Origin of the sequence: Pyramidobacter sp. C12-8 (genome assembly GCF_002007215.1) — a bacterium.
GTDB lineage: Bacteria > Synergistota > Synergistia > Synergistales > Dethiosulfovibrionaceae > Pyramidobacter.
Genome location: NZ_MUHX01000010.1, coordinates 67,872 through 92,898, shown reverse-complemented (window position 1 = coordinate 92,898; position 25,027 = coordinate 67,872). Strand labels below are relative to the sequence as shown.

Annotated in this window: 23 protein-coding genes; 15 read left to right on the top strand and 8 right to left on the bottom strand. The window is 59.8% G+C overall.

Features of this window, described 5'->3' with window-relative positions:
• Positions 1–199 precede the first annotated feature (199 nt).
• The 3 genes from B0D78_RS05760 (at position 200) to B0D78_RS05750 (ending at position 1,700) form a co-directional block, all read left to right on the top strand.
• A complete protein-coding gene (locus B0D78_RS05760) occupies positions 200–607 on the top strand; it encodes a hypothetical protein (RefSeq protein ID WP_143521745.1) in 408 nt (135 codons plus the stop codon).
• Complete coding sequence (locus B0D78_RS05755) at positions 604–966, top strand: hypothetical protein (protein ID WP_078016018.1); 363 nt, start codon at positions 604–606, stop codon at positions 964–966. Before B0D78_RS05760 ends, B0D78_RS05755 begins: the two co-directional genes overlap by 4 nt.
• Before the next feature lie 227 nt (positions 967–1,193).
• Positions 1,194–1,700, top strand: coding sequence for a hypothetical protein (locus tag B0D78_RS05750; RefSeq protein ID WP_078016016.1), 507 nt, complete (start codon positions 1,194–1,196; stop codon positions 1,698–1,700).
• Between the two features lie 452 nt (positions 1,701–2,152).
• On the opposite strand, the gene B0D78_RS12555 is transcribed toward B0D78_RS05750, so the two are convergent.
• From B0D78_RS12555 to B0D78_RS05735, 3 genes are read right to left on the bottom strand one after another with little or no spacing between them, the layout of a single operon-like run.
• Entirely contained in the window at positions 2,153–2,323 is a 171-nt protein-coding gene (locus tag B0D78_RS12555; RefSeq protein ID WP_143521744.1) for a DUF4926 domain-containing protein, read from the bottom strand.
• 17 nt (positions 2,324–2,340) lie between these two features.
• Positions 2,341–3,066: a Fic family protein gene (locus B0D78_RS05740; RefSeq protein ID WP_078016013.1), complete on the bottom strand. Its 726-nt coding sequence runs from the start codon at positions 3,064–3,066 to the stop codon at positions 2,341–2,343.
• Positions 3,059–3,322, bottom strand: a complete 264-nt coding sequence (locus B0D78_RS05735) for a helix-turn-helix domain-containing protein (protein ID WP_078016011.1) — start codon at positions 3,320–3,322, stop codon at positions 3,059–3,061. Before B0D78_RS05735 ends, B0D78_RS05740 begins: the two co-directional genes overlap by 8 nt.
• A gap of 303 nt (positions 3,323–3,625) precedes the next feature.
• On the opposite strand from B0D78_RS05735, the gene B0D78_RS05730 reads away from it, so the two are divergent.
• Positions 3,626–3,925: a hypothetical protein gene (locus B0D78_RS05730; RefSeq protein ID WP_078016010.1), complete on the top strand. Its 300-nt coding sequence runs from the start codon at positions 3,626–3,628 to the stop codon at positions 3,923–3,925.
• Between the two features lie 117 nt (positions 3,926–4,042).
• Here B0D78_RS05730 and B0D78_RS05725 read toward each other — a convergent pair whose 3' ends face one another.
• The gene (locus tag B0D78_RS05725; protein WP_078016009.1) at positions 4,043–4,993 is read right to left on the bottom strand and encodes a tyrosine-type recombinase/integrase; all 951 of its coding nucleotides are present in this window, start codon (positions 4,991–4,993) and stop codon (positions 4,043–4,045) included.
• A 229-nt stretch (positions 4,994–5,222) separates the two neighbouring features.
• Positions 5,223–7,700 carry a DUF3656 domain-containing U32 family peptidase gene (locus tag B0D78_RS05715; RefSeq protein ID WP_078016008.1) on the bottom strand — a complete coding sequence of 826 codons (2,478 nt, stop codon included), beginning with the start codon at positions 7,698–7,700 and terminating at the stop codon, positions 5,223–5,225.
• Between the two features lie 234 nt (positions 7,701–7,934).
• Between B0D78_RS05715 and B0D78_RS05710 the strand changes: the two genes are divergently transcribed.
• Both B0D78_RS05710 and B0D78_RS05705 read left to right on the top strand, forming a co-directional pair.
• A complete protein-coding gene (locus B0D78_RS05710; protein WP_078016007.1) occupies positions 7,935–8,894 on the top strand; it encodes a LysR family transcriptional regulator in 960 nt (319 codons plus the stop codon).
• Positions 8,895–9,026: 132 nt separating this feature from the next.
• The gene (locus B0D78_RS05705; RefSeq protein WP_078016006.1) at positions 9,027–10,238 is read left to right on the top strand and encodes a pyridoxal phosphate-dependent aminotransferase; all 1,212 of its coding nucleotides are present in this window, start codon (positions 9,027–9,029) and stop codon (positions 10,236–10,238) included.
• A gap of 57 nt (positions 10,239–10,295) precedes the next feature.
• Here the strand turns inward: B0D78_RS05705 and B0D78_RS05700 are convergent, their stop codons facing one another.
• Positions 10,296–11,273, bottom strand: a complete 978-nt coding sequence (locus B0D78_RS05700) for a LysR family transcriptional regulator (RefSeq protein WP_168170020.1) — start codon at positions 11,271–11,273, stop codon at positions 10,296–10,298.
• Positions 11,274–11,466: 193 nt separating this feature from the next.
• Between B0D78_RS05700 and B0D78_RS05695 the strand changes: the two genes are divergently transcribed.
• The 9 genes from B0D78_RS05695 (at position 11,467) to B0D78_RS05655 (ending at position 21,944) form a co-directional block, all read left to right on the top strand.
• Positions 11,467–12,606: an amidohydrolase family protein gene (locus B0D78_RS05695; protein ID WP_168170019.1), complete on the top strand. Its 1,140-nt coding sequence runs from the start codon at positions 11,467–11,469 to the stop codon at positions 12,604–12,606.
• 19 nt (positions 12,607–12,625) lie between these two features.
• Positions 12,626–14,017, top strand: a complete 1,392-nt coding sequence (locus B0D78_RS05690) for a sodium/glutamate symporter (protein ID WP_078016003.1) — start codon at positions 12,626–12,628, stop codon at positions 14,015–14,017.
• 110 nt (positions 14,018–14,127) lie between these two features.
• Entirely contained in the window at positions 14,128–15,126 is a 999-nt protein-coding gene (locus tag B0D78_RS05685) for a 4-hydroxy-2-oxovalerate aldolase (RefSeq protein ID WP_078016002.1), read from the top strand.
• 12 nt (positions 15,127–15,138) lie between these two features.
• Positions 15,139–16,110 carry a 2-hydroxyacid dehydrogenase gene (locus B0D78_RS05680; protein ID WP_078016001.1) on the top strand — a complete coding sequence of 324 codons (972 nt, stop codon included), beginning with the start codon at positions 15,139–15,141 and terminating at the stop codon, positions 16,108–16,110.
• Between the two features lie 328 nt (positions 16,111–16,438).
• Entirely contained in the window at positions 16,439–17,359 is a 921-nt protein-coding gene (locus B0D78_RS05675; RefSeq protein ID WP_078016000.1) for an ABC transporter permease, read from the top strand.
• A gap of 11 nt (positions 17,360–17,370) precedes the next feature.
• On the top strand, positions 17,371–18,333 hold the full coding sequence (locus B0D78_RS05670; protein ID WP_078015999.1) for an ABC transporter permease: 963 nt from the start codon (positions 17,371–17,373) through the stop codon (positions 18,331–18,333).
• A 23-nt stretch (positions 18,334–18,356) separates the two neighbouring features.
• The gene (locus B0D78_RS05665) at positions 18,357–19,349 is read left to right on the top strand and encodes an ABC transporter ATP-binding protein (protein WP_078015998.1); all 993 of its coding nucleotides are present in this window, start codon (positions 18,357–18,359) and stop codon (positions 19,347–19,349) included.
• Positions 19,346–20,302 (top strand): ABC transporter ATP-binding protein, encoded by a 957-nt coding sequence (locus B0D78_RS05660; protein WP_078015997.1) that lies wholly within the window; start codon positions 19,346–19,348, stop codon positions 20,300–20,302. Before B0D78_RS05665 ends, B0D78_RS05660 begins: the two co-directional genes overlap by 4 nt.
• A 52-nt stretch (positions 20,303–20,354) precedes the next feature.
• Complete coding sequence (locus B0D78_RS05655; protein WP_078015996.1) at positions 20,355–21,944, top strand: peptide ABC transporter substrate-binding protein; 1,590 nt, start codon at positions 20,355–20,357, stop codon at positions 21,942–21,944.
• A 91-nt stretch (positions 21,945–22,035) separates the two neighbouring features.
• Here B0D78_RS05655 and B0D78_RS05650 read toward each other — a convergent pair whose 3' ends face one another.
• Positions 22,036–23,409, bottom strand: a complete 1,374-nt coding sequence (locus tag B0D78_RS05650; protein WP_168170018.1) for an MATE family efflux transporter — start codon at positions 23,407–23,409, stop codon at positions 22,036–22,038.
• 19 nt (positions 23,410–23,428) lie between these two features.
• Entirely contained in the window at positions 23,429–25,027 is a 1,599-nt protein-coding gene (locus tag B0D78_RS05645; RefSeq protein ID WP_078015995.1) for an ABC transporter ATP-binding protein, read from the bottom strand.

Genomic DNA, 25,027 nt, shown 5'->3' with positions numbered 1-25,027 from the left:
GCTAAACCAGAAAGTTGAGTTAACGATGAACTCCTAGGGTGGTGTTTCGGGAATCCAGGCTGAAATTCTTTCTGACGGAGAAGAAAACACCAAAAGAGAAGAAACAGAGAAAAATCATGAAACAAGTGAAATATCTGAAACAAGTGAAATAAGTTTGCCCCCTATAACTTATTTCATAGAGACACAGTCTGAAATAAACGTGAAACATTCATCAAACACCGATGAACACTGTGTTAGAGTCCCTTTTATTTCAAATGTTTCACTTGTTTCATCCCCCGGTGAAACAAACAGGATTTTGGACGAGTACGAAAAAACGGGCGTAGTCCCACAGGATTTTTCAGAGTCGCTTCCTTCCCTCGCGGAAAGGGCCGGTTGTACGGTCGAGGAAATTCGCGCCGCCGCGCTGGGGGACGTCCTGAGAAAAGAGAACGCCGCGATCATTCCCCGCCTGAAAGTGTCCGGCGACGGACTTCTCGTTTTCGCGCAGAACGAAGAGGCCCGTCACGGGCCGCCGTCCGACGATTCTCCGGGCGAGGATTCTTCCCTTCGCGGTGATGCCCCTGAACAGTTCGCGTTCATCCCCGTCGGGCAGGAGATTACCTTATGAACAGGTTACACGTGATCCCGATCGCCATGCTTCACGGCGTGGCGGTCTACCCCGACGGCAAGGGCGGCCTGACGGCCAAGGCCATGTTCAAGCCCCTTGCCCCCGACGGGGTAGCGTACCTGAAGCGGCACAAGGTGGAAATCATCGAAACCTACAAGGAATATTCAATCGACGAAATCATGAGCGTATTCCTGCGGACGTATTCGCCGGAAGACCGGGCGGAGATGATCGACGAATACCGGGAACGTGTGGCCATTATGACGGAAGGGCGGCCCGTGACGCTGGCCGGTCAGGTTCAAGCATGGGCGGTCGTGATCGGCTCGATCCTCGATGGAGCGAGGCCGTGGCCGGAAGACTAATATAGAGGGGGACCAAGTTATGATCATGAAACAAAAGGAAGCGGAGCGTAAGATGTGCCCGTTGCGGACGGGGAAAATATATCGGGACTGCCTCGGCAAATATTGTGCCTTGTGGGAATGGTTCGACGAAGCGGAAGAAACGGGATATTGCGGTCTGACTTGTCCCGTGACGTTGACACAACAAGGGCTATTTTAGGGCTATTTGACGATTTACGAGGGAGGCGCGCATGGGAATAGCGTATAGGCTGGCGCATGCCATTGATTTTCTTGCGCGCAAAGTTCCGGGCGGTATCGCCGCCTTGCAGGGGAAGATGTATCGTCCGACAGATGAAGAGATACGCGAAGCCTTGGAATCGGAATGCGAAATCGGCGATCTGGTTCATGTGTCGCGTTCTTTGGACGTGGACGCCCTGCACAGAAAAGCCGCCCGGTTCCTTTCCTTCGAGGCCGATTTAAACGCAGTCCCGTGGGCCGTAATCGTGAGCACAGTACAGGGCATGATGAACGATGAAAGCGGCGGCACGGCCCAAAATATGAAAATCTATTTCGAGCATGCCGCCAAAATATACGCTACAGGCTGGATCGGACGCAGTGGCAGCGTTTCTGTCCTCGATTCCATGGCGAAGAAATACGGCGTCTCCAAACAAACTATAACGAGACGGGCCGCTAAGATGCCGGAAGTAATCGCCCGCCTTGCTCTGAGCGGCATTTACTGCGAGACAGACCGAGTTTAATTTGACACTTTAACACTAAAAAAGGAGAAAAACGGGCGTTCGACAAGAATCTACATGAAGCGAATAACTGCAAACACTGATTCCATGTACTATTCCGGTAAAAAAATTCCGCTCAAAAAGTTGGCGTTTTGGGCCTCAAAAACTACTTAATCGTGGAAAAAGCGTAAAAAAACAGGGCGCTCCGGCCCGTAGCGGTCGGAACGTCCTTGCGGCTTCTGTGCTGCCTTTATTGTTTGGGTCGCTTGTCCGGGGGGTGCCTGTAGTACAGCTCGTCTTCGTTGTGATCCCAATTAGGGCTATCAGGAGTGAGGGGCGTCGTTATCCCAGTAGCCGTATCAAGCATAAACTGTTCGCCGGTCTTGCCGTCCGTGCGGAAAAAGATATGATCCTGCGCCCAACGATCACGCAACGACATAAGCGCTCACCTCCGTGGGATGCGTTTCCTGCGTTACTTATTCAGGCCGATGCAGTACTCTTTCAATATCTTTAACTTCGACAGTTGGCCACTGGGACATATCCCCCTCCGTTTCTATCAGAAAAAGGCGTGATTCATAAGAGTCAACAACAGTGCCCTCGCGGCCGTCTTTCAAGCGGACGAAATCCAGCTCATGAATTTTCATCATTATTCTCTCTCTCGCGGTCAATCCAATATCTTCAAATACTCCAGCAAACGGGCCTCGAGGCACTCCGCAACCAGACCGGTCATCGACGCGGAATCGCCGTCTCTGTAGTAGGAATCAAAGGCGGCGTAATAGCGGCGGCGGTCGCTGTATTTCACGTTAACGGGCGGGAAGCCCGCCTGCATGAGCATGAAGTTCAGCAGCAGCCGCCCCGTGCGCCCGTTGCCGTCGATGAAGGGATGGATGCCCTCGAAGCGGAGATGGAACAATGCCGCCGCCTCGACCGCGTTCTTGTCCGTGGCGGCGAAGTCTTTCAGCAGGGCGGCCATTTCCTCATGGATCAGCAACGGCTCCGTCGGCGTGTGGAAAGCCCCGGCGATGACGACGGGCACTTGCCGATACCGGCCCTTGTCTTCCGGCCTGTCCATAAGTACGAGGGAATGGATTTCCCGGATGCGCCACTCTGTCAACGGTTCTTTTTCCGAGACGAGCCGCTCGACGCAGGCGAAGGCGTCGCGGTGGCCGATGGCCTCCAGGTGGTCTTTCAGCGGCTTCTCGCCGATGGTGATCCCTTCCAGCACAAGCGCCGTTTCCCTGAGCGTCAGCGTGTTGCCCTCGATGGCGTTGGAGTTGTAGGTGTACTCGATCGTGAACTGTTCCCGAAGGCGTTCCAGCTCTCCGGGCGTCAATGGCCGGCAGGCGTCGAGCCTGCTCTTCAGCTCCGCGAGGCGGGAATAGCTAATCATGAGCCTGCTCCTTTCCTTCGCGGCCGGCTTCCGGTTCGTCGGCTTCAGCGCTGGCCACAGGCTCGTGCTCGATCACGTTCTGGATCGGCGCGCGCAGGGCGGAGCAGATGCGGTCGAGCACTTCGAGAGCCACGTATTCGCCTTTGCTCATTTTGGAGAAGGTCGTTGCCGATGCACCAATAGTTTTTCTTAAATCTTCACGCTTCATGCCTCTGTCAATGAGTAGCTTAAACAGAGGCTTGTAACTGAATGGCATATTTAACACGCTCCTTTCTGCCCGTGATTATACAATAATTCTACACAAAGATAAAGATCCATGTTGACATGTAGGAGAAATAGGCGTATCATTCTCCATGAACACGGAGATTATTTCCATGAATAAGCAGAAAAACGGCTGATAAGAGAGGTGATGGATTGAAGCACGTCGATTCTGCACAGCGCATTAAAAAGGCCCTTGGAACTGTTAGGACAGCAGCAAGGGCGAGGGCCTGAAAAGAAGGCCGCTTGTATTGTAACACGGCGGCTTTCTCTTTGGGAGAGTGTGAAAGGAGAATGTCCTATGATGATTCACGGCGTGAAATTGGAAGAGCGTTCATGGTGTTCGCTGGAGATGCTTTTCCCCGATGGGTCTTCCTGTGCTTGGAGCCTTGCTCCACAGTGTTTCCGAAACCCTCGCTTGATGCCCTTAGATCCCGAAGCTGCAATTGCGCCGTCTGACGCCGACAGGTTCACGGGGCGCTTTGGGGCGAATAGGACGCCGGAAGATAAAGAGATAGACGAAGCGGCCCTTAAGCTTTTATATTCCAGCGTGGCAAGAAGCTACCTCAACGGTGAGCTTGATATCAAGCCTTCGGCATGAGCAGAGGAACAGCCGAAGACAACCTTCACGGACGTGCCACAAGGCCCGTAACTTGATTGAGGTGATATAATCAATAAAGAAGTCCCCACAGCGGGCGGCTGTGAAGGGCTGGGCGGTTCATTTAATCTTCCTGGGCGCTCTTTTCCTCGCGGGAACCAACAGTTCGGCGGGCGAAGTGAGCGCTTGCTCTTTTCTGAGGTCGTCGGTGGTCAGGTGGATGTAGCGCTGAGTCATCTGCGGCCCATGATGCCCCATGAGACGCTGAAGGACTTCGCCGCTCATGCCAGCTCTGAGGTGGAGCGTGCAGGCGGCGTGTCTCAGGTCGTAGGGCTTGAACGCGGCGCCGTCGTTTAAGCAGTATTTCTTGAGACGCTGTCTCCATGAATCGACGCTCAGTCTTTGCCCGCTTTCATTGCAGAAAACCGGCGTATCGCTTCCCCATTCCGGCGGCCTCGCTCTGAGCAGCTGGCGCAGGGCTGCCGCGGTGGTCGGCGAGAACGGGACGATCCTTTCCTCGCGGGTCTTGGCCGTCTTGTGCGGAATCGTGACCGCGAGGGAAAAGATGTTGAAATGCTCCGGCAAGAGTTGAAGCGCTTCGCCGGGGCGCGTGGCCGTGTCGAGCGTGAAGAGGATCAGGGCGTAATCGCGCAGCCCCGCCCATGTGGAACGGTCTGGAAGCGTCAGCAGCTCTTTCACCTTCGCGGCGTCGATGTCGCGAAAATGCCCGGGGTCTTTGCGGCGTTTCAGGCCCCTGAACGGATCGGGGTCCGGCGGCTGTATCCCCTCTTCGACACACCAGCGCCAGAAGGCGCGGACGTAGACCAATCTCTGATTGTACGTCGCCGGGGCAATGGGCTTGTTGATCCACGAAAGGAAAGCCTCACGCATGACCGACGGGCCTGACCATGCCTGCGGGTAGTGGCTAAAGAAGTGATTCAGCGTCCATTGATAATCTTCAAGAGTCGCGCAGGCGCTTCCCGATGCCTGCTTGAGGATGATGAAATCCGTGATACTGTCCTGAACCGCCGTCTTCCGAGAAAATACAAGATGAACCGTGTTCTCCGGCATGAAAAGCGCTTCCTTTTTTTACGCCATGGAACAATGCCCCAAAGAAAATCCCCCGGCACTGGACGCCTTTTATCGGCGTAAACCCTTGCAGTGGCGGAATCGGTAGACGCAGGGGACTCAAAATCCCCCGTGGGCAACCACGTGAGGGTTCGAGTCCCTCCTTAGGCACCAATTGAAAATACAGGACCGTTCGGCTTGTGTCGGACGGTCCTTTCGTTTTTTGTCATCTTCACATCACGCCGCGGCTGTAGTGGCCGCGGGTGGTGTTGGGGAGGTTTTGCGGGTTCCTGAGCGCGCCGGAAAGGGCCTGGCGGTACAGATCGGTCAGGCGGCGGATCTCGTCGGGCCGATAGGTCCGGGCGTCGATGCGCAGGCGGGCGACGCCGCAGTCCCGAAGCCGCGGCGCGAGGTCGAGGGCGCAGAGGTCCTGCGAGTTGAGCACGTGCATACGGCCGAACTGGTCGCTCGCCAGACGGAACGCCGCGCGCGTGCGGTCGCGCAGATAGACTTCCCCGCGATGGCCGGAAGCGCTTTTTCTCTTGCCGCCGAGGAAGCTGTCGCCGACGTTGTACTCCGACACCATCATCTCGATCGGCCCCTGCACGAGGCATTCCAGCGGCAGCGGGCTGACGCCGGCCAGACGGCGGAGCTGGGTCATGTTCAGCTCGATCGACGGAGTGGCGCCGGCGGCTCCCCGTTCGTGCCAGAAGAGCAGGCTCTGGCTGTTGTAAATGTTCAGGCTCATGTCGGCCCACAGGGGGATTTTCAACTCCATTTCGCGCGCCAGCTGCCAGAGGCCAAGGTTGTGGACGTTGAGCTGGTCGGCGCCGCTTTCCTGCGCCCGACGGAGAAAGTCTTTGAAGAGGCGCAGCTGCGGTTCCGCGACGATGCGCGGCGTGCCGATCGCGGCGCGGCGGCCGGCGGCGTGAACCAGTTCGACCGCGGCGGCGCAGTCGGCAAAGCTCGCGTCGTGGCTGAAGTAACGGTCGCCGCCGAAGATCACCCAGTCGGCGCCGCCGTCGAGCGCCGCCCGCACGCCGTCGAGTCGGTCGGTCCACACGGAAAGCCGTGTTTTTCCCGCGGGGCGCGCGGCGGCCAATTTTTTCAGATCGGCGTTTTCGCGTTCGAGCAGCGCCAGCGCCGCCGTTTTCTCCACGGGGCGGCGCGGCGGCAGAAAATCGTCGAGCCGCGCCCGGTCCAGCGCTTCGCAGGCCTGACGGCGGGCTTCGTTGATCTCGCCGGCGGGAACCATCAGTTCGCCCTCGACCGCCAGTTCCAGTCCGTTCAGAACGTATTCCGTCGCGCCGAGGCGTTCGAGCTGACGGCGCAGCGACGTTTCGTCAAGCGGCCGCGCGCGGGCCGCCTCGGCGAGGAAGCGTGTGCGCCCCGTTCCCGTGTGCCCTTCGCCGTCGCTGAATTCGACTTCCAGCGGACGACCGACGGTCGCCGAAATTCTGACGTTCACGGGCACGCGCCGTTTGTTCTTTTCGCCGTAGAACGTGGCGGCGTATTCCATCAGCTTTTTGTCCAGCGTGCGGAACACGGGCGCGTTCCGGCGCACGCCGGGCGGAACGTCGATCTCGGCCAGAGCGCCGGCCGGCGCGCATTCGACTTTGCGCCCGCCGACGGTCAGAGAAGCCACGGTCGTACCGGCGCCGCTTCCGCCCTTGCCCGCGAATTCGAGTCCGTCGCCGCAGCGCAGTTCCTTCTCCAGCCTGATTGCGGCGCGGCCGCGCCGCAGCGACTCGACGCGGCCGACGAACACGCCGCGGTTGTCGGGGCGGGAATCGCTGATCATCTTCCGTCCCGGTCGTCCCGTCAGGTACGCCGTCGTAAAGCCGCGGTTGAAAATCTGTTCGACGGCGGCGCGGTCGCGTTCCGGCACGCGGCAGTTCCCGGCCAGGCAGCCGTCGATGGCGCGGCGGTACGCGTCGACGACCACGGCCACGTACTCGGGACGCTTCATGCGCCCTTCGATTTTGAAGGAGCAGACGCCCGCTTCGATCATCTGCGGCAGCACGTCGAGCGTGTTCAGGTCGCACGGGCTGAGCAGATACGCGCCGGCGGAGCCGCCCAGCAGATTTCTGCCTTCGCGGTCAGTGAGCGCGTAGGGCATGCGGCAGGGCTGGGCGCAGCGCCCGCGGTTGCCGCTGCGGCCGCCGATCAGGCTGCTCATCAGACACTGGCCGGAGTAACAGACGCACAGCGCGCCGTGGATGAAGGCTTCGATCTCAACGCCTTCAGCCGCGGCGGCCCGGAGGTCGGCGAGCGAAAGCTCGCGGGCCGGCACGGCGCGGACCATGCCGCAGTCCGCGGCGAAGCGCGCTCCGGCCGAATTGGTGATCGTCATCTGGGTGCTGGCGTGCCGCGGCAGTTCCGACGCGACGAGGCGGGCCAGACGCAAAACGCCGAGGTCCTGCACGATGATGGCGTCCACGCCGGCGTTGCTCAGAAAAGCCAGGTAATCCGCCAGCTCGCGCATCTCCCGATCGTCCGCGAGCGTGTTCACCGTCACAAACAGGCGCGCGCCGTGCAAATGCGCAAAACGCACGGCGCGGCTCAGCTCGTCGCGGTCGAAATTGTCGGCGTAAGCGCGCGCGCCGAAGGCCTTGCCGCCCAGATACACGGCGTCGGCCCCGGCGTTCACCGCCGCTTCAAGGGCTTCCCACGTTCCGGCGGGCGCCAGCAGTTCAAGGAATTTTTTCATGATCTCCTCGCAGAGTTCTCTTCACGACGTTCTCCGCGGGCGGCCGACGTTTTCCGCCCGCGCTTTGGCAGACAGCGGCGCCGCCCCGACGGGATGGCGCCGCTGTCTCTGTATTGTACTCCGTTTCACTGGAAAGTAAATTCACGTCGGCGGCGCGCGGAAATCTTTTTCGTCCGCGCCGGACGTTTCATGATAAACTGAGTCTGATCACGAAACGGGAAGGAGATTCGGAGAATGGAGCCGGTCGAGTTTCGGGAAATCGCCATGATCCTCGCCGTCGGCGAGGAGTTGAGCTTCACGCGCGCCGCGGAGAAAAACTATATCTCCCAGCCGGCGCTCAGCAAGATCGTGCGCAAGGTGGAAAAAAATCTCGGCGCCGCCATCTTCGACCGCGGCTCTTCGCCGCTCCGCATCACGCCCGAAGGACAGCGCTTCATCGAGTACTTCCGCCGCCTCGAACAGGTGCGGAACGAGCTCGAGAAATACTGCGAAAGCCTGCGCCGTCAAAAGAAGGCTGATCTCGTCATCGGCGCGCCGTCGTTCTTCTGCACCTATGTGCTGCCGCCGCTCGTGGCGTCGTTTCAGATGGAACATCCCGGTTTCTCCGCCAAGCTCATCGAGACCAACGACGCCGAGTTGCGCGAGCTGCTTCGCGCCGGCGTGCTCGACCTCGGCCTGACAGTCGAAGAAAACATGCCCGCCGATCTGCAATCCTTTGTCCTGAAAAACGAGTCCATCGTCCTTGCGGTGCCGCGCGCCACTCCGATCAACGCCCGGCTGCGGGATCTCGCCCTCGGCGAGAGCGACCTCCGCGACGGTCTGGTCAACGAGGACGCTCCCTGCGTGTCGATCGGGGCCTTCGCCGGCGAGCGCTTTCTGTTCCTCAAGCCGGGCAACGATATCCGCGCCCGCGGGCTGAAAATCTGTCACGATGCCGGCTTCGAGCCGCAGATCGTGATGGAGCTGGACCAGCTGCTCACGGCGTACCGTCTGGCCGAAGCGGGGCTTGGCGTGGCGTTCATCCGCGCCTCCATCCCCTGCTACGCCGGTTTTTCGCCGGATCTCTGCCTGTACCGCCTCGACCATCCCGACACGCAGCGGCAGATCCGGGTGATCTTCAACGACGGGGCCCTCGCCAGCGAACGGCGGAAGAGCTTTGTCGCCTATCTCAAGAGCTGCCCGGAAGTCCGGTAAACATCAGGCTATTCCATTCCGAACACACTCCCATGCGCGACTGGCTATTGGATTTTTTCCGCCGCGCTGGTTTAGAATGAACTCAAATTGATCCACCATCCTGTCCCATTATGATGAAAGGCGGCATCCCTCATGAATATCGTTGAAAAGTTTGCCATGCTCGGCATCGATAACGCGCCCGGCCAGGAAAGCCTGCAGAAGTCCGAACGGCTCGACCTGCGCGGCGAAAAGCTGGCAGGCCCGCGCGTCGATTTCTCTCACGGCGACGTCGACGCCCACCTGCCTACGCCCGGCAGCTTCGAGGTGTTCTCCCACGGTTTCTTCGAGGGCGGCGCTCAGGCTTACACGCCGTACCGCGGCCGCAAGACCGTGCTCGAACACGTGGCGGAAAAGCTTTCGGCCTTCAACGGCGCGAAGATCGACCCGGCGCAGAATCTGATCCTCACGCCCGGCACGCAGGGCGCCCTGTTCCTCGCCATGGGCGCAAACGTGATGCCCGGCGACAAAGTCGCCATCGTCGAGCCCGACTACTTCGCCAACCGCAAGATGGTCGAGTTCTTCGGCGGCGAGCTGGTCCCCGTGCGGATGGATTATGCGGACGTCTCCGGCAAGGCCGGCCTCGACCTCGCCGCGCTGGAAAAAGCGTTTCGGGACGGCGCGAAGCTGTTCCTTTTCTCCAACCCCAACAATCCCGTGGGCTGCGTCTATTCCTGCGAGGAAATCCGCGCCATCGCCGCGCTGGCGAAAAAATACGGCGCCGCGCTGATCGTCGACGAGCTTTACAGCCGCCAGGTCTACCCGGGCGTAAAGTACACCCACCTGGCCGCTCAAAAGGAAGTCCCCGGCAACCTGATCACCATCATCGGCCCCTCCAAGACCGAGTCGCTCAGCGGCTTCCGCCTCGGCGCCGCGTTCGGCAGCGCCGACGTGATCGAACGCATGGAAAAGCTTCAGGCCATCATGGCCCTGCGCTGCCCCGGCTACAACCAGGCCGTGTTCTTCACGTGGTTCGACGAGCCGGCCGGCTGGATGGACGCCCGCGTCGCCGAACACCGGCGCATCCGCGACGACATCATGAAGGTTCTTGCCGCGGCGAAAGGCGTTTCCGCCCGGGCGACCGACGGCGGCAGCTATCTCTTCGTGACTATCCCCGAGCTCGACGTCAGCCTGCACGCTTTCATCCGCATCGTGCGCGAGCTGGCAGACGTGATCGTCACCCCCGGCACCGAGTTCGGCCCCCAGTTCCTGCACCAGTTCCGCATCAACTTCTCGCAGGACCACGACAAGGCCGTCGCCGCCATGAAGCGCCTGCTGGCCGTCATGGACCGCTATCGCAAAAACTAGACCGCCGCAAAAAAACAAACGGTTCCGCACAAACTGGCACGTGCGGGACCGTTTTCTCTATTTTTCGCCCTGAGCCATGGCGCCGGCAATGATCCCGTCAATCGAATCGGAATACTCTTTGAACACTTTTCGCGCCGCTTCGACAAAGCCCGTCATGTAACGAGGCTTATAGCTCTCGCAGCGATAAACGAGCATCGTGTGCTTCGGCGGAAAATCGTTCCTGACCGCGAACACGCGCAGGTCCGTGCGGGCACGATCTTTTTGCAGCAGATCGTAAAGGCTCATCTGATAGACGAATCCGATCCCGCAGCCTTGTTCGCAGAAACGCAGGGCCAGATCGTGACGCGACGTTTCGAAGACAACGCGAGGATGGAGACCGCGCTCCTGATAGTAGATGTCCAGCGATTCGCGCAGCGTGTTGCCGCGGGAGAACCCTACCTGCGGCAGATGGATCAGGTCGGAAATTTCGAGGCCGCGCTCCGCCTTCCGCAGCAAATCCTCGTCAAAAAACTTGCGGACGAACTCCCGGCTGGCGATGCAGCACGCTTTTTCCTGCGAAAGTGTCCACGCTTCCGTGTTTTTTCGCACCGGCGCGTCCACGCCGATGTAAAGGTCAAGCTGCCCTTTGTCCAAAAGCTCATCCAGCCGTGCGGTCGGCGCCTCGGTCATCGACGGCGTGATATTGGAAAACTGCGCGTGAAAAATCTCCCAGATGCGAGGCATGAAAATCGTCGCCCGGAAGCCGGTGATGCCGACGTTAAGCCGGCCGGTAACTGTGTCGGTGACATCGGCCAGTTCGGCAAGGAAAAGTTCTTCCAGCTTGATCGCCTTGCGCGCGTATTCCCTCAGGCAATGCCCCGCCGGAGTGAGCCTCAGATGCGGCTTGCGCTCGAAAAGCGGCGTGCCGTAACGACTTTCCAGTTTCTGGATATGAGCGCTCAACGTCTGCTGAGTGATAAAAAGTTTTTCCGCCGCGCGGCGAAAATTCACCGTCTCCGCCGCCACGAGAAAATAACGCAGTCCACGCAGACTCATGAAGACGACCTCCTTTCGGACCGTGTGCTGTATTCCCATTGAATTCTACTCTATGCATCACATTTTTGACAGTCTAAAGGCTGTCAGTTCGTTCTCTTTTATTTGTTTGATTTGAATGGCAAGGGAATGTATGATGCAATCATCAGCCAGGAAACATTGTCTGTATACTCCATCGAGAGGTGTGATAAAGGTCATGCCAGTAAGCCTCGTCATTCGCGGCGGCACCGTTGTCGACCCGGCCGGCGGAGTGCACAAGCCGGCCAGCGTACTTATTGAAGACGGACGCTCCGCTGGAATCTGCGAACCTGGGGCAGAGCCTGCGGCGGCACAGACGATCGATGCGTCGGGCTGCATCGTCACGCCCGGTCTGATTGACACGCATCTGCACATGTTTTACGGCGGCACCGAGAACGGCATCCTGCCCGACGTGACTCTGCTGCCTATGGGCGTTACGGCCGGCATTGACCAGGGCAGCGCCGGCGCGGGAAATTTCCAGGCCTTTTACGATTCCATCATTTCCAGAAGCCGTGTTCACGTGTTTGCCGCTCTGAACATCTCCACTCAAGGGTTGATCACAAGTCGTTATCCGGAGAACCTCGATCCCGAGTTCACGGCGCTGCCTGACATCGAAAGACTTTTCGAGCGCTATTCCGGCGTGCTCTGCGGCATCAAGGTGCGTATCAGCAAGGAACTGGTCGGCGAACTGGGCCTGGCACCGCTGCAGAACGCCATCGCCGCCGCCGAAAAAGTTGGCACGCGCATCTCCGTACATACGACCAATCCTCCCGTTCCCGTGCCGCAGTTCATCGGCATGTTCCGCAAGGGCGATATTTACTCTCACGCCTTTCAGGGGCGCGGCTTCTCCATTCTGAACGGACGAGGGCAGATCTGCGAAGAGGTCCACGACGCCCGTAAACGCGGCGTGCTCTTCGATACTGCCGATGCACGCGTGCATTATCTCTATGTGGTAATCAAAGAAGCGCTTGCCGAAAATTTCTTGCCCGACACGATCAGCACGGACCTCGTCCAAGGCAGTCTGTTCCAGTCAGGCGTGTTCGGTTTGCCGCGAGTCATGTCCAAATATCTGGAGCTTGGCGTTCCTCTGGTTGATGTCATTCGCGCCGTCACGGTTGCGCCGGCGAAAGTCATCAATCGTCCCGATCTCGGCACCTTAAGCGCCGGAGCCACAGCCGACGTGGCGATCTTCCGGCTGACGCCCTGCAAGACGCAGATCGTCGACCGCGAAAAGGACGCGTTGACGCTTCGCAGCATTCTCGTTCCTCAGTGTACCATCCTGAACGGAAAAGTCATTTTCCGTCAATTTGATTTTTAACGTCCACGGAGGTAAACAAATGAACGCCATCACGTCTGTTTTTGTCGATCTATCCGTACTCAGCCTTCTTCTGCTCATCGGATTTCTGCTGCGCCGACATGTTCCGCTGTTTCAGCGTCTGTATCTGCCCGCCTCGCTGTTAGCCGGTCTGGTCGGTCTGCTGCTGGGGCCGCAGGTGCTTGGCCGCTCCACGGCATACTGTCTGCCCATCGGCAATACGATCGGTCAGTGGCCCGGCGTGCTCGTCACTGTTGTGCTTGGTCTGTCGTTCTTCGGTTCCCGTTCATCGCACGACTTCGGACGCGTGGCTCTGTCGGCCGTGACGCAGGGAGGTTTGATGCATCAGACGCAAGTGCTTGTCGGCATGGGTGCGACGCTGCTGATGATGCCGTACTTTCCCAATCTGCCGTTCGCTTTCGGTCTCACACCGGTTTTCGGATTTCACGGCGGACACGGCACGGCCAACGCTGCCGGTGCTGCTCTCGCCGCAGCCGGCTGGGCTGATGGCGTGTCGGTAGCCAACACGATGGCCACCGCCGGCTTGCTTTCAGGTATCGTTCTCGGCATGCTCGTGATCAATATCGGCGTCCGCCGCGGCTGGTCACAGAAAGTCTCCAAGCCGCAGGACGTCCCCCAGGACATTCGCGAAGGCTATGTTCCCGTCGAGAAAAGAACTTCCATCGGCAAGGGAGTAACTTACAACGACGCTCTTGATCCGCTGGCATTGCAACTCGCGTTCGTCGGAGTGATCTATGGCTCAGCCCGTCTTCTGTCTCGAAGCCTGATCTGGATCCACCCGCTGCTCAAGGAGATCCCCCTGTTCGCCTGCGCTATGATATGCGGCGCTCTGCTATCCTATCTCCTTAAAAAGCTCAAAATGGCCGATTATATCGATCGCCCCACAGTAAACCGCATTTCCGGCGTTGCCCTCGATTATTTGGTCTGCTCTGCCATCGCGACGCTGTCGCTGAAGGTCTTTGCCCTTTACATGGTACCCATGCTGGTCACCATAGGCGCTGTCATTGCCGCCAATATCATAGCCAACTTCTATTTTGCCTGGAAGATGTTCGACATCGACTGGTTCGAGCGCGCCATGGGAAGTTACGGTCTTGAGAGCGGCGTGCTCGCCACCGGGCTGATGTTGCTGCGCGTCATCGATCCAAAGTTCGAGACCACAGGGCAGGAGTCGGCGGCCGCCTCGGCGGCGCTGTGCTATCCCTGGTCGCTGCCCTATATTATGTTCATGCCCATGCTGGCCTTCAAAATTTCGCCATGGCTCCTCCTGACCGGCAGCGCCGTTCTCTGGATTGTGTTCTATATCGTCGCCCGCCGGTTCTTCTGGAACGGCGACCGCCGATTCAGCGACATCCTCAGCGCAAAGAGCGCAAAAGCTCAAGCGCAGCATCGGTAAAACCGGCACTGCTGCGTGAAGATTTTTTCGTTGTGTTTCCGCGCTTTGACGCGAAGGCGCAAAGAAAGATAATTCTCCATCAATGGAGTTAAGAAAAGGAAGGATAAAACATGCGCTTTTTTGACTGTACGATGCGCGACGGCGGCAATGTGGTCGGATGCGGATTCGACGCGGCTTTAACGCGAATGATGATCGAGGGGCTGCTGGACAACGGCATCACCGAGATCGAATTCGGCAACGCCAAAGGCATCGGCGCCTACGAGAATTCCCACGCCATCGCCCCGCTGAACGACGAACAGTATCTTGATCTCGCCCGGCCCTACTTTTCCCGCGGCACGCTGGGCATGTTCCTCAACGCCAAACGCTATACGGAGGCGTCCGTTGACCTGGCGGCCGAAAAAGGACTGGCGTTCCTGCGCGTCGGCGCCAACGCCGGCGAAGGCGCCGCGCTTTCGCTCAAGCCGATCAAGTACATCAAGAAGAAAGGGCTGAAGGCCTATTACTCGCTGATGAAGGCGTATGTCAGCTCCGCGAAAGAACTGGCCGAAGAGGCGAAAATGCTCGAGGACGCCGGCCTCGACGCCGTCACCATCATGGATTCGGCGGGAACCATGCTGCCCGAGGAAGTTTCCGAATACACCGAGTCGCTGGTCAAGGCCGTGAAGATCCCCGTGGGATTCCATTGCCACAACAACCTCGGCCTGTCGGCGGCCAACGCCGTGGCCGCATGGAAAGCCGGCGCCGCCATGCTCGACTGCGGGCTGCTGGGCATGGCCCGCAGCGCCGGCAACCTCGCTACCGAGGTCGGAGTGGCCTTGATGCAGCGTTACGGTCAAGCGGAGGAGGTCGACTTTTACGGTCTGCTGGGCTTCCTTGACTCGCAGCTGATCCCGGCCATGAAAGAACGCGATTATCACGCGGCCATCACGCCGCTCGACCTCGTGCTCGGCATGACCGGCACGCATTCCAGCTTCGTCGCGACCTTCAAAAAGGTCGCCGCCGAAGAGGGCGTGGCGCTTTACCGCCTGATCGCCGCGGTCTCCGCCAGAGACAGGAGCAATCCCAGCGAAGGTTTGATGCGCGAGACGGCTCGATCGTTGAGGAAGTAGGCGAAGAGGAGCATGAAAAAAATCCTTCTCGCCGGAAAATATCCCGCCGGCACCGCCGACGAATTTCGCGCACAGCTCGCCGGCGACGGCGCCGAAATCGTCGAAGCGACCTCGCAGGACGCGCTGGACGCCAGTACGGACGCCGACGCCATCGTTTTGCGCGTCCTCAAAGCTTCCAAGGGAACTCTCGCGAACAAAGGGAAACTGAAGCTGATCTGCCGCTGGGGCGTGGGCGTCGATTCCGTCGACGTCCCCTATGCTTCCTCCCGCGGCATCGCCGTCACCAACACGCCCGGCGCCAACGCCTCCGCCGTATCGGAATTGGCGGTGCTGCTCATGCTCGCCGTCGGGCGCAACCTCATGTTCCACAACCGAAGCATCCAGAACGGCGTTTGGAGCCGTACCATGTTCACCGACAACGCCGTGTCGCTGAACGGCAAAAAGGTCGGCATCATCGGCGGGGGCAATATCGGCCGTCAGGTGGCCCGCAGAGTCCAGGCCTTCGGCGCTGAAGCGCGGTATTACGATGTGTTCCGCCTCGCCCCGGAGACGGAAAAGCAGTTCGACCTGACGTTCGTCCCGCTCGACGATCTGCTCGCGGATTCCGATGTGGTCACTCTTCATGTGCCGTTGCTGGACAACAATCATCACATGCTGAACGCCGAAAAGATCGCGCTGATGAAAAGGAACGCCATTCTCATCAACACGGCCCGCGGCGGCCTGGTGGACGACAAGGCCCTGCTGACGGCCATCGACGAAGGCCGGCTGATGGGCGCCGGGCTGGACTGCGTAGAAGACGATCCCCTGCCCGCCGGGCACCCTCTGCTGAATCATCCCAACATCGTCATCACGCCTCACATCGGCGGCAACACATCGGATCTCGGCACGGTCATGGTGCCCATGATCAGTGACACTTTGAAAAAATTCCTGCATGGCGAGAAACTGAAATTCGTGGTCAATGAAAAAGAACTGAGCGAACAATAGCGAAAAGAGGGACGGAAAACGCGAGCGGTGCGTTTTCCGTCCCTCTTTTCACGATGACGATATTTTCTTCGTTTCGTGATAAACCGCTTCGTCCGATGATTTCACCGGTTTCCCCATTGGGTCAGACGATAAATCCCGGCAATATAACTGACATTCAGCAATTATTTTCTTTTTTGACCATGCAGAATGAACTTTCCAAGTCTCGAGCTTCATGCTAAGATAAATTTATCTTTTAGATGGTTTTCTTATATAAATTCTGATAAAACATGTGGTTATTAAGAAATCGCGTCAGGCAATTTTTTCGAGAACATACAGGGGGGCTTGTCGTATGCTGAAGTACGTGCTGCAGAGAATATCCACGAGTTTGCTGACGTTGTTCGTGATCATCACGCTGACGTTTTTTCTGATGCGGGCCATTCCGGGCGGGCCGTTCACCGACGAAAAGGTGATCCCGCCGGAGATCATGGAGAAGATTCTGGAACGCTATCACATGAACGACCCGCTCTGGAAACAGTACGGACATTATCTGTGGAACGCGATCCATTTCGATTTCGGCCCTTCCTACCGCTACGAGGGCATGACGGTCAACCAGCTGATCTCCGGTTCGTTCCCCGCTTCCGCTCTGGTCGGTTCGCTGGCGATCTTGCTGTCGCTGGCCGTCGGCATCCCCGCGGGCATCATCTCGGCGCTGCGGCGAGGGCGATGGCAGGACAAGACGGCCATGGTGCTGGCCACGCTGGGGATCACGATACCGAACTACGTCATCGCCACGCTGATGGTCTATTTCTTCGCCTACCGATGGGGGATCGTCACCGTCGGCTTCTGGGAAGGTTTGCCGACGTCGATCCTGCCGGCAATCACGCTGGCGGGGTATCCGGCGGCGTTCATCTCGCGCCTGACGCGCTCCAGCATGCTCGAAGTGATCCAGCAGGATTATATCCGCACCGCCTATTCCAAGGGGCTGCGCGAGCGCACGGTCGTGTACATCCACGCGCTGCGCAACGCGATCATCCCCGTCGTCACCTATCTGGGGCCGCTGATCGCGGGCATTCTCACGGGCAGTTTCGTCGTCGAGCAGGTGTTCGGCATTCCCGGGCTGGGATTGTTCTTCGTGACGAGCATCCAGAACCGCGACTACACGACGATCATGGGCGTGACGATCTTCTTCAGCGCCCTGCTGGTGTTCATGAATCTGCTCGTCGATATCTGCCTCGGCTTCATCGATCCGCGCATCAAGCTGGCCAAATAGGGGGGGGACGCATGATGACTGAAAAGACTTCCGCGGAAACGCGCCCGCTCCGCCTGCCCGATCTGAACGACGCTTCGCTGTTCGAGTTCGTCGGCGCGGAGGAGAAAAACAAGGCGGAGTTCATCCGCCCCAGCCAGACGTACTGGCAGGACGCCTGGCAGCGTCTCAAGCGCGACAAGCTGGCGATGTTCGGGCTGTTCCTGATCGTCTGCATCTTTCTGATGGCGATCTTCGGGCCGCTGCTGTCGCCCTACGCCTACGACGAACAGGATTTCCTCATCTCCAACGAGTTCCCCTCGTGGGCGCATCCGTTCGGCACCGACATGTTCGGCCGCGACATGTTCGTGCGCGTCATGTACGGCGCGCGCATCTCCCTGGCCGTCGGCCTGATGGCCAGCCTGATCAACCTGACGATCGGCGTGATCTACGGCAGCATCTCCGGCTTCGTCGGCGGCCGTACCGACGACGTGATGATGCGCATCGTCGACACGATCCGCAGCGTGCCGACGATGATCTACGTCATCCTGCTGATGGTCGTGGTCGGTCCGGGGCTGAAGAGCATCTTCATCACGCTGGGCATCAACTACTGGACCAACATGGCGCGCATCGTCCGCGCCGAGATCATGCGCGTCAAAAACGAGGAGTTCGTGCTCGCGGCGCGTGTCATCGGCGCTTCGCCGGCGCGCATGCTGCTGCGGCACCTGATCCCCAACGCCATGGGGCCGATCCTCGTCACGCTGACGTTCTGCATCCCGCAGGCGATCTTCGCCGAGGCGTTCCTGAGCTTCGTCGGCCTCGGCGTCAGCGCGCCGATGGCTTCGTGGGGCGTGCTCAGCAGCGACGCGATGAACGCGCTGATGGTCTATCCCTACCAGCTGTTCTTCCCCGCCATGGCCATCTCGCTGACGATCCTCGCGTTCAACTTCTTCGGCGACGGCCTGCGGGACGCGCTCGACCCGCGGCTGCGCAAGTAGGTAAAGAAGGGGGGAAGATTTTCATGTCGGAAAAAATTCTCACGATCAGGGATCTGCACACCTCTTTCTTTACGCCGGTCGGCGAGGTCAAAGCCGTCGGCGGCGTCTCGCTGACGCTCGACAAGGGCGAAGTGCTGGGCATCGTCGGCGAATCGGGCAGCGGCAAATCCGTGACGATGCTGTCGATGCTGCATCTGCTCGGCCCTTCGGGAAAAGTCGTCGGCGGTTCGGTCAACTTCGAGGGGCAGGAACTGACGACGATGAACTACAAACAGATGTCGGACATCCGCGCCAACAAGATCTCGATGATCTTTCAGGACCCGATGACCAGCCTCAATCCGGTGCTGTCCATCTCGTACCAGCTGTGCGAGCCGCTGATCCGCCACAAGCACATGAGCCGGGGCGAGGCGAAAAAGCGCGTGATCGAGCTGCTTCACGACGTCGGCATCGAGCCGGCCGAGGAACGCATCGGCCAATACCCGCATCAGTTCTCCGGCGGGCAGCGTCAGCGCCTGATGATCGCCATGGCGCTGGCCTGCAATCCCGACCTGCTCATCGCCGACGAGCCGACGACGGCGCTCGACGTGACCGTGCAGGCGCAGATCCTCGAACTGATGAAAGATTTGCAGAAGAAATGGAACACCGCCATCATCCTCATCACGCACGATCTCGGCGTCATCGCCGGCATGGCCGACCGCGTCGCCGTCATGTACAGCGGGCATGTCGTCGAGGAAGGGACGCGGCGCCATATCTTCTATAATCCGGCGCATCCGTACACGCAGGGGCTGCTCAAGTCGGTGCCCAATCCCGACAATCTCACCAAGGAACGGCTGATCCCCATCAAGGGGCAGCCGCCCGATCTGCTCAACCCGCCCAAGGGCTGCCCGTACGCGCTGCGCTGCCCCAAGGCGATGCGCGTCTGCCTGCAGTACCCGCCCGAAACGCAGTTCGTCGAGGAAGGCCATTCAGCCGCGTGCTGGCTTCAGCACGCGCCCCACGGAGGTGACGCGCGATGACCGACAGCCGGGAAATCCTTCTCGAAGTCACGGATCTGGTCAAGCACTTCAACGTGCCCAGAGGCGTCGTGCGCTCCGTCGACGGCGTGTCGTTCAGCATCCGCCGCGGCGAAACGCTCGGCCTGGTCGGCGAATCCGGCTGCGGCAAGACGACCACCGGGCGCACGATCATCCGCCTGTACGACGTCACCTCGGGCAGCGTAAAATGGAAAGGACACGAGCTGGCGAACCTTTCACAGAAGGAAATGATCCCCTACCGCAAGGAACTGCAGATGATCTTTCAGGATCCGTACGCCTCGCTCAATCCGCGCATGACCGTCGGCGACATCGTCATCGAGCCGATGGTGATCCACGGCGTGCCGCGGGACGAGCGTATCGACCGCATGCGTCGCCTGCTTTCCATCGTCGGGCTCAACAGCGAGCACGCCAACCGCTACCCGCACGAGTTCTCCGGCGGGCAGCGCCAGCGCATCGGCATCGCCCGCGCGCTGGCCGTCGAGCCGGAATGCATCATCTGCGACGAGCCGATCTCGGCGCTGGACGTGTCCATCCAGGCGCAGATCGTCAACACGCTCGAAGACTTGCAGCACGATCTGGGGCTGACGTATTTGTTCATCGCCCACGACCTGTCGATGGTCAAGCACATCAGCGACCGCGTCGCCGTCATGTACCTCGGCAACATCGTCGAAGTGGCGGAGAGCAACGAACTTTACACCAATCCGCTCCATCCCTACACGCAGTCGCTGCTGTCGGCCATTCCCGTCCCCGACCCCGACAAATCCGACGCGAGAAAGCGCATCCAGCTTACCGGCGAAGTGCCCAGCCCGATTGATCCGCCTTCGGGCTGCAAGTTCCACACCCGCTGCCCGCGGGCGTTCGACCGCTGCAGCGTCGAAGCGCCGCCACTGGCCGGCGGCGAACATCAGTGCGCCTGCTGGCTGGCGAACAACTAGGCTTCACCGCGCACCTTCCGTGCGCGTCATTATACGTAAGGAGGATTCAGTCATGAAAAAACGCAGTTGGATTCTGGCAGCAGCCGCGGCGCTTGCTTTGTGCGCGAGCGCGTGCGCGGCGGAGAAGGTCTTCGTCTACAACCTCGGCGTCGAGCCGAGAACGATCGATCCGGCGCTGAACAACGCCACCGACGGCTCCACCATTATCTACAACCTCTTCGAAGGTCTGGTGCGCGTCTCCCTCGAGGACAAGCCCGAACCGGGGCTGGCCAAGAGCTGGGACGTCTCCGAAGACGGCCTGACCTGGACGTTCCACCTCCGCGACGGCCTCAAATGGCACGACGGCACGCCGCTGACGGCCGAACACTTCCGCTACGGGCTGCTGCGCGTCGTCGATCCCAACGTCGCTTCGCCCTACGCCTTTCTCGGCTTCCCCATCGTCAACGCCGAAAACTTCTACAACGGCAAGTGCAAGGCCGAGGACGTCGGCATCAAGGTCGTCGACAACACGACCCTCGAGCTGAAGCTCGCCTATCAGAACCCGCTGATGCTCGACCACCTGTCCTATCACATCTTCTTCCCCGCCAAGCCCGAAGTCGTCGAAGCCCATCCCCGCGACTGGACGACCTCGCCCGACACGATCCTCTGCAACGGCCCCTTCTATCTCACCGAGTGGAAGCACAACGCCGAGATGACGCTCGTCAAAAATCCCCACTACTGGGACGCCGAGAACGTCAAGATCGACAAGGTGCGCGTCGTCATGATCACCGACCCCAACACCGCGCTCGCGGCCTTCAAGGGCGGCAAGATCGATTTCAACAAGCGGCTGCCCTCCATGCAGATCCCCGTGCTGCTCAAGAGCGGCCAGGCCAAGACCGTCAACACGCTCGGCGTCAGCTTCAGTGTCTTCAACGTCACGCAGCCGCCGTTCGACAATCCGCTCGTGCGCCGCGCCTTTGCGCTGGCCGTCGACCGTCAGGGCATCGTCGATAAGGTGACCATGGCCGGCCAGGCTCCGGCCAACGCCTACATCCCCTACGGCCTGCCCGGGCCGGAAGACGGCAAGGATTTCCGCGCCGCCGGCAAATCCTACTTCAGCAACCGCGCTCAGCCCGAAGAGGCCCGCAAGCTGCTGGCCGAGGCCGGTTATCCCGACGGCAAGGGTTTCCCCAAGATAACTTACAAGTACAACACCAACGAAGGCAACAAAAACATCGCCGAAGCCCTGCAGGCCATGTGGAAGAGGAACCTCGGCATCGAAGTCGAGCTGTACAACGAGGAGTGGAAGGTCTTCATCAACACCCGTTTCCAGAAGAACTACCAGATCGCTCGCCACGCCTACCTGGTCGACTTCTTCGATCCCGCCAGCCTGATGGACATCCTCGTTTCCGATTCGCCCGAGAACGTTACCGGTTACAACAACCCCGAATACGACAAGCTCGTCGTGGCGGCCCGGAGCGAAATGGACCACGCCAAGCGCATCGGCTATCTGCTCAAGGCCGAGGACATCCTCATGCAGGATCTGCCCGTGCTGCCCATCAACTACTACTCCACCCCCTACATGGTCAGCGAGCGCGTCAAGGGCATGTACATCTCGCCGCGCAACTGGGACTTCTTCCGCGGCGTCGAGATCGTCAAGTAAAGAGTTTTAAAGACAAAAAGGAGCGGGGCCTGAGCCCCGCTCCTTTTTGTCTTTATCGCTTCACCACAGTGCTTGTCCTGCGAAACGATTGTTAATATGATCCTGTCGTCTCCTCCGCGGGACTCATCAAACGTTTTCCCGCAAAAATCCGATAATAGACCGCGAAGGAAACGGCCGTCAGCGCCCACGACACGGGATAGCTCGCGACGATCGTGATCAGCCCGCGGCTTCGAGGAACGACGAACAGGATCCAGAGCACGCGCGAAGCGCAGGTGGCGATGAGAGTGAGCAGCATCGGGCGCAACGTCTCCCCCGCGCCGCGGATGGCCGCAGAAAGCGCTTCGCCGAACACGTAAACAAAGTAAAGCGGCGACAAAAAGCGCATCAGCTTTGCCATGATGGGAATAACGTCGTGATCGGACGGATTGACGAACAGCCTGCCCAACGGCTCGTTCCAGAGATACAGCGCTACGCTCAGCGCCGCGACGAGGCTGGCCGTCATTCCCGTCCCGACGAGGACGCCGCGTCGGACCCTTGCGAACTGCCCCGCGCCGTAATTTTGCGCGACGAACGTCGATATCGCCGCCGCCAGAGAGTCCGCCGCCAGCCAGATCATAAAATCCAGCTTCCCGCATAGCGCCCAGGCGGCGATGTTGTTCGTTCCGGTCCCATTGATGGCGCCCTGGATCATCATGTTGGCAACGGGATAAAGCGACGACTGCAGTCCCACGGGAAGTCCCAGACACACGATGGCTCTCAGCGCCGGACGATGGAAACGCGCCTGTCGAACGGAAAAGCCCTCGACGCCGTTTTTCCCATTCAGCGCGTTCAGCGCCAGCAGCGCGCTGACCATCTGCGCCGCGGCGGTCGCCAGCGCGGCTCCCGAAACGCCCCAACGGAATACACCGACGAAAAACAAATCCAGAACGACGTTGACGGCGCCGGAAACGACGAGGATGTAAAAAGGCGTTTGGGAGTTTCCGACCGCCCGCAGGATCCCGGCTCCGATATTGTAGAGCATGGAAAAAACGAACCCCGCATAGTAAATGCGCACGTACGACAGCGTCAAAGGAAAAATGTCCTCGGGAACGTCCAGCCACCGCAGGCAGGCGGGCGCCGCCGCCACGCCGAGGACGGAAAGGACCGTCCCGCCGGCGAGTCCGAAAACGACGACCGTATGGACGGCGCCGAGAAGCTCCCGTTTTTTCCCGGCGCCAAAAAACTGCGAGACGATGATGGCCGCCCCGCCGGACAATCCCACGAAAAAATTGACCGGCAGCTTCAGCAGGCTGTAAACGGAGTCTACGGCCGCCAGACCGTTTTTCCCGACGAACTGCCCGACGATCACCGCATCCGCGGTCGTGTAAAACTGCTGAAAGAAATTTCCGGCCAGGATCGGCAGAAAGAAGACCAGCAAATTTTTCCATATGACGCCCCGAGTCATGTCAAGGTTTTTATCGCGCACCGCGCTCCTCCCCTTCGCCTTACGGACGCGCACGAACGTGCGACTCGCCGTCCGCAAAACTTCTTGCCAACGTTCGCTTCCCGATCGGTTCGAGACGTTCCGCCGGCACAATCTCCGCAAATCTCCCGTCTTTCATGATCGCCGCCCGCTGGCAGAAATGCCGAATGATCCTCATGTCGTGAGAGATCATGACAACGGCGAAACCGAACGCCCGCTGCAGCTCGTAAAGCAGGCCGAGTATCTGCTTCTGCAGGATCACGTCCAGCGCGGAAACCGCTTCGTCGCACAAAAGGATATCCGGCTCGACGACCAGCGCCCGCGCCAACGCGACGCGCTGACACTGGCCGGTGCTGAGTTGGGGCGCGCGCCGCATCTGCGCCTGCGGATCGATGCCCACCCGTTCCAGATAGTAACGGGCTTTCTCGTCCCGCTCCCGTTCCGTCCCCACGGCAAGATACTTCAGCGGTTCCTGCACGAGCTGAAGAGCGCTGCGCGACGGATTCAGGCTCGCCCGCGCGTCCTGGAACACCATCTGCATCTTGCCGCACACCCATCTTCTGCGCTTCCCGCGCAGATCCGTGATGTCGCGCCCGCAGCAGACGACCGAACCGCCGTCGACGCTTTCCAACCCTGCGACGCATCTGGCCAATGTGGATTTTCCGCAGCCGCTGCGACCCAGGATGCCGACGGATTCTCCCCTGTACAGGTCGAAACTCGCCTCCTTGAGCACGTCAATTCTATTTCCGTTCCTGCCGAAGGACTTGCAGATGTTCCTTACCCGCAGCAGCGGCGGCTCCCCCGCCCGGTCTTTCGGCGGACGTCCTCTTTCCGGCAGCGCTCTTGCTTCTATGAGCGACTGCGTATAGCTCTCCCGTGGACAAAGCAGGACTTCTTCCGTCGCCCCTTCCTCGACGACGGTCCCGTCCCGCAGGATGATCACGCGGTCGCTCGCTTCACGAGCTACGGCGATGTCGTGAGTGATCAGCAGAATCGAAAGGGACAGCCGCTTTTGCACCTGTTTCAGCAGCGCGAGAACCTCGCGCTGGCTGTCGGGGTCGAGCGCCGACGTCGGTTCGTCCGCGATCAGGATCTCCGGTTCGAGGCAGAGAATGAGCGCGATATAGACTCTCTGGCACATCCCGCCGCTGAGTTCGAACGGATACGCGTCCAGAACGCGCTCGGGATCTTCGAACTTCAGAAGCGACAGCAGTTCCCGGCTCTTCCGCTCGAACGACTCCTCCGAACCGGCTTTGTGAAAGCGCAGCGTCTCGAGAAAATGCGCGCGGACCCTCTCGACGGGGTTGAGCGCCAGCCGAGCGTCCTGATAGATCATGGCGATCCTCTTTCCGCGCAGCGGCCGCCAGTCGAAACGCGGCGAAGCCAAGTCCAGAGGCGGCTCGTCTCCCATCCACAGCGCGCCGCTCTCGATCCGGGCCGAGGGAGGCAGCATCCCCAGAAGCGCTTTTCCGCAGGTTGTTTTGCCCGATCCGCTTTCCCCCAGCAAAGCCAGCGTTTCTCCTTTTCGCAGGGAGAAGGAAAGCTGTCTCAGCACCTGAAGCCGTCCTTTTCCCCGACCGTACGCCACGCCCAGATTTTCTACCGATACGGCGCGTTCCAT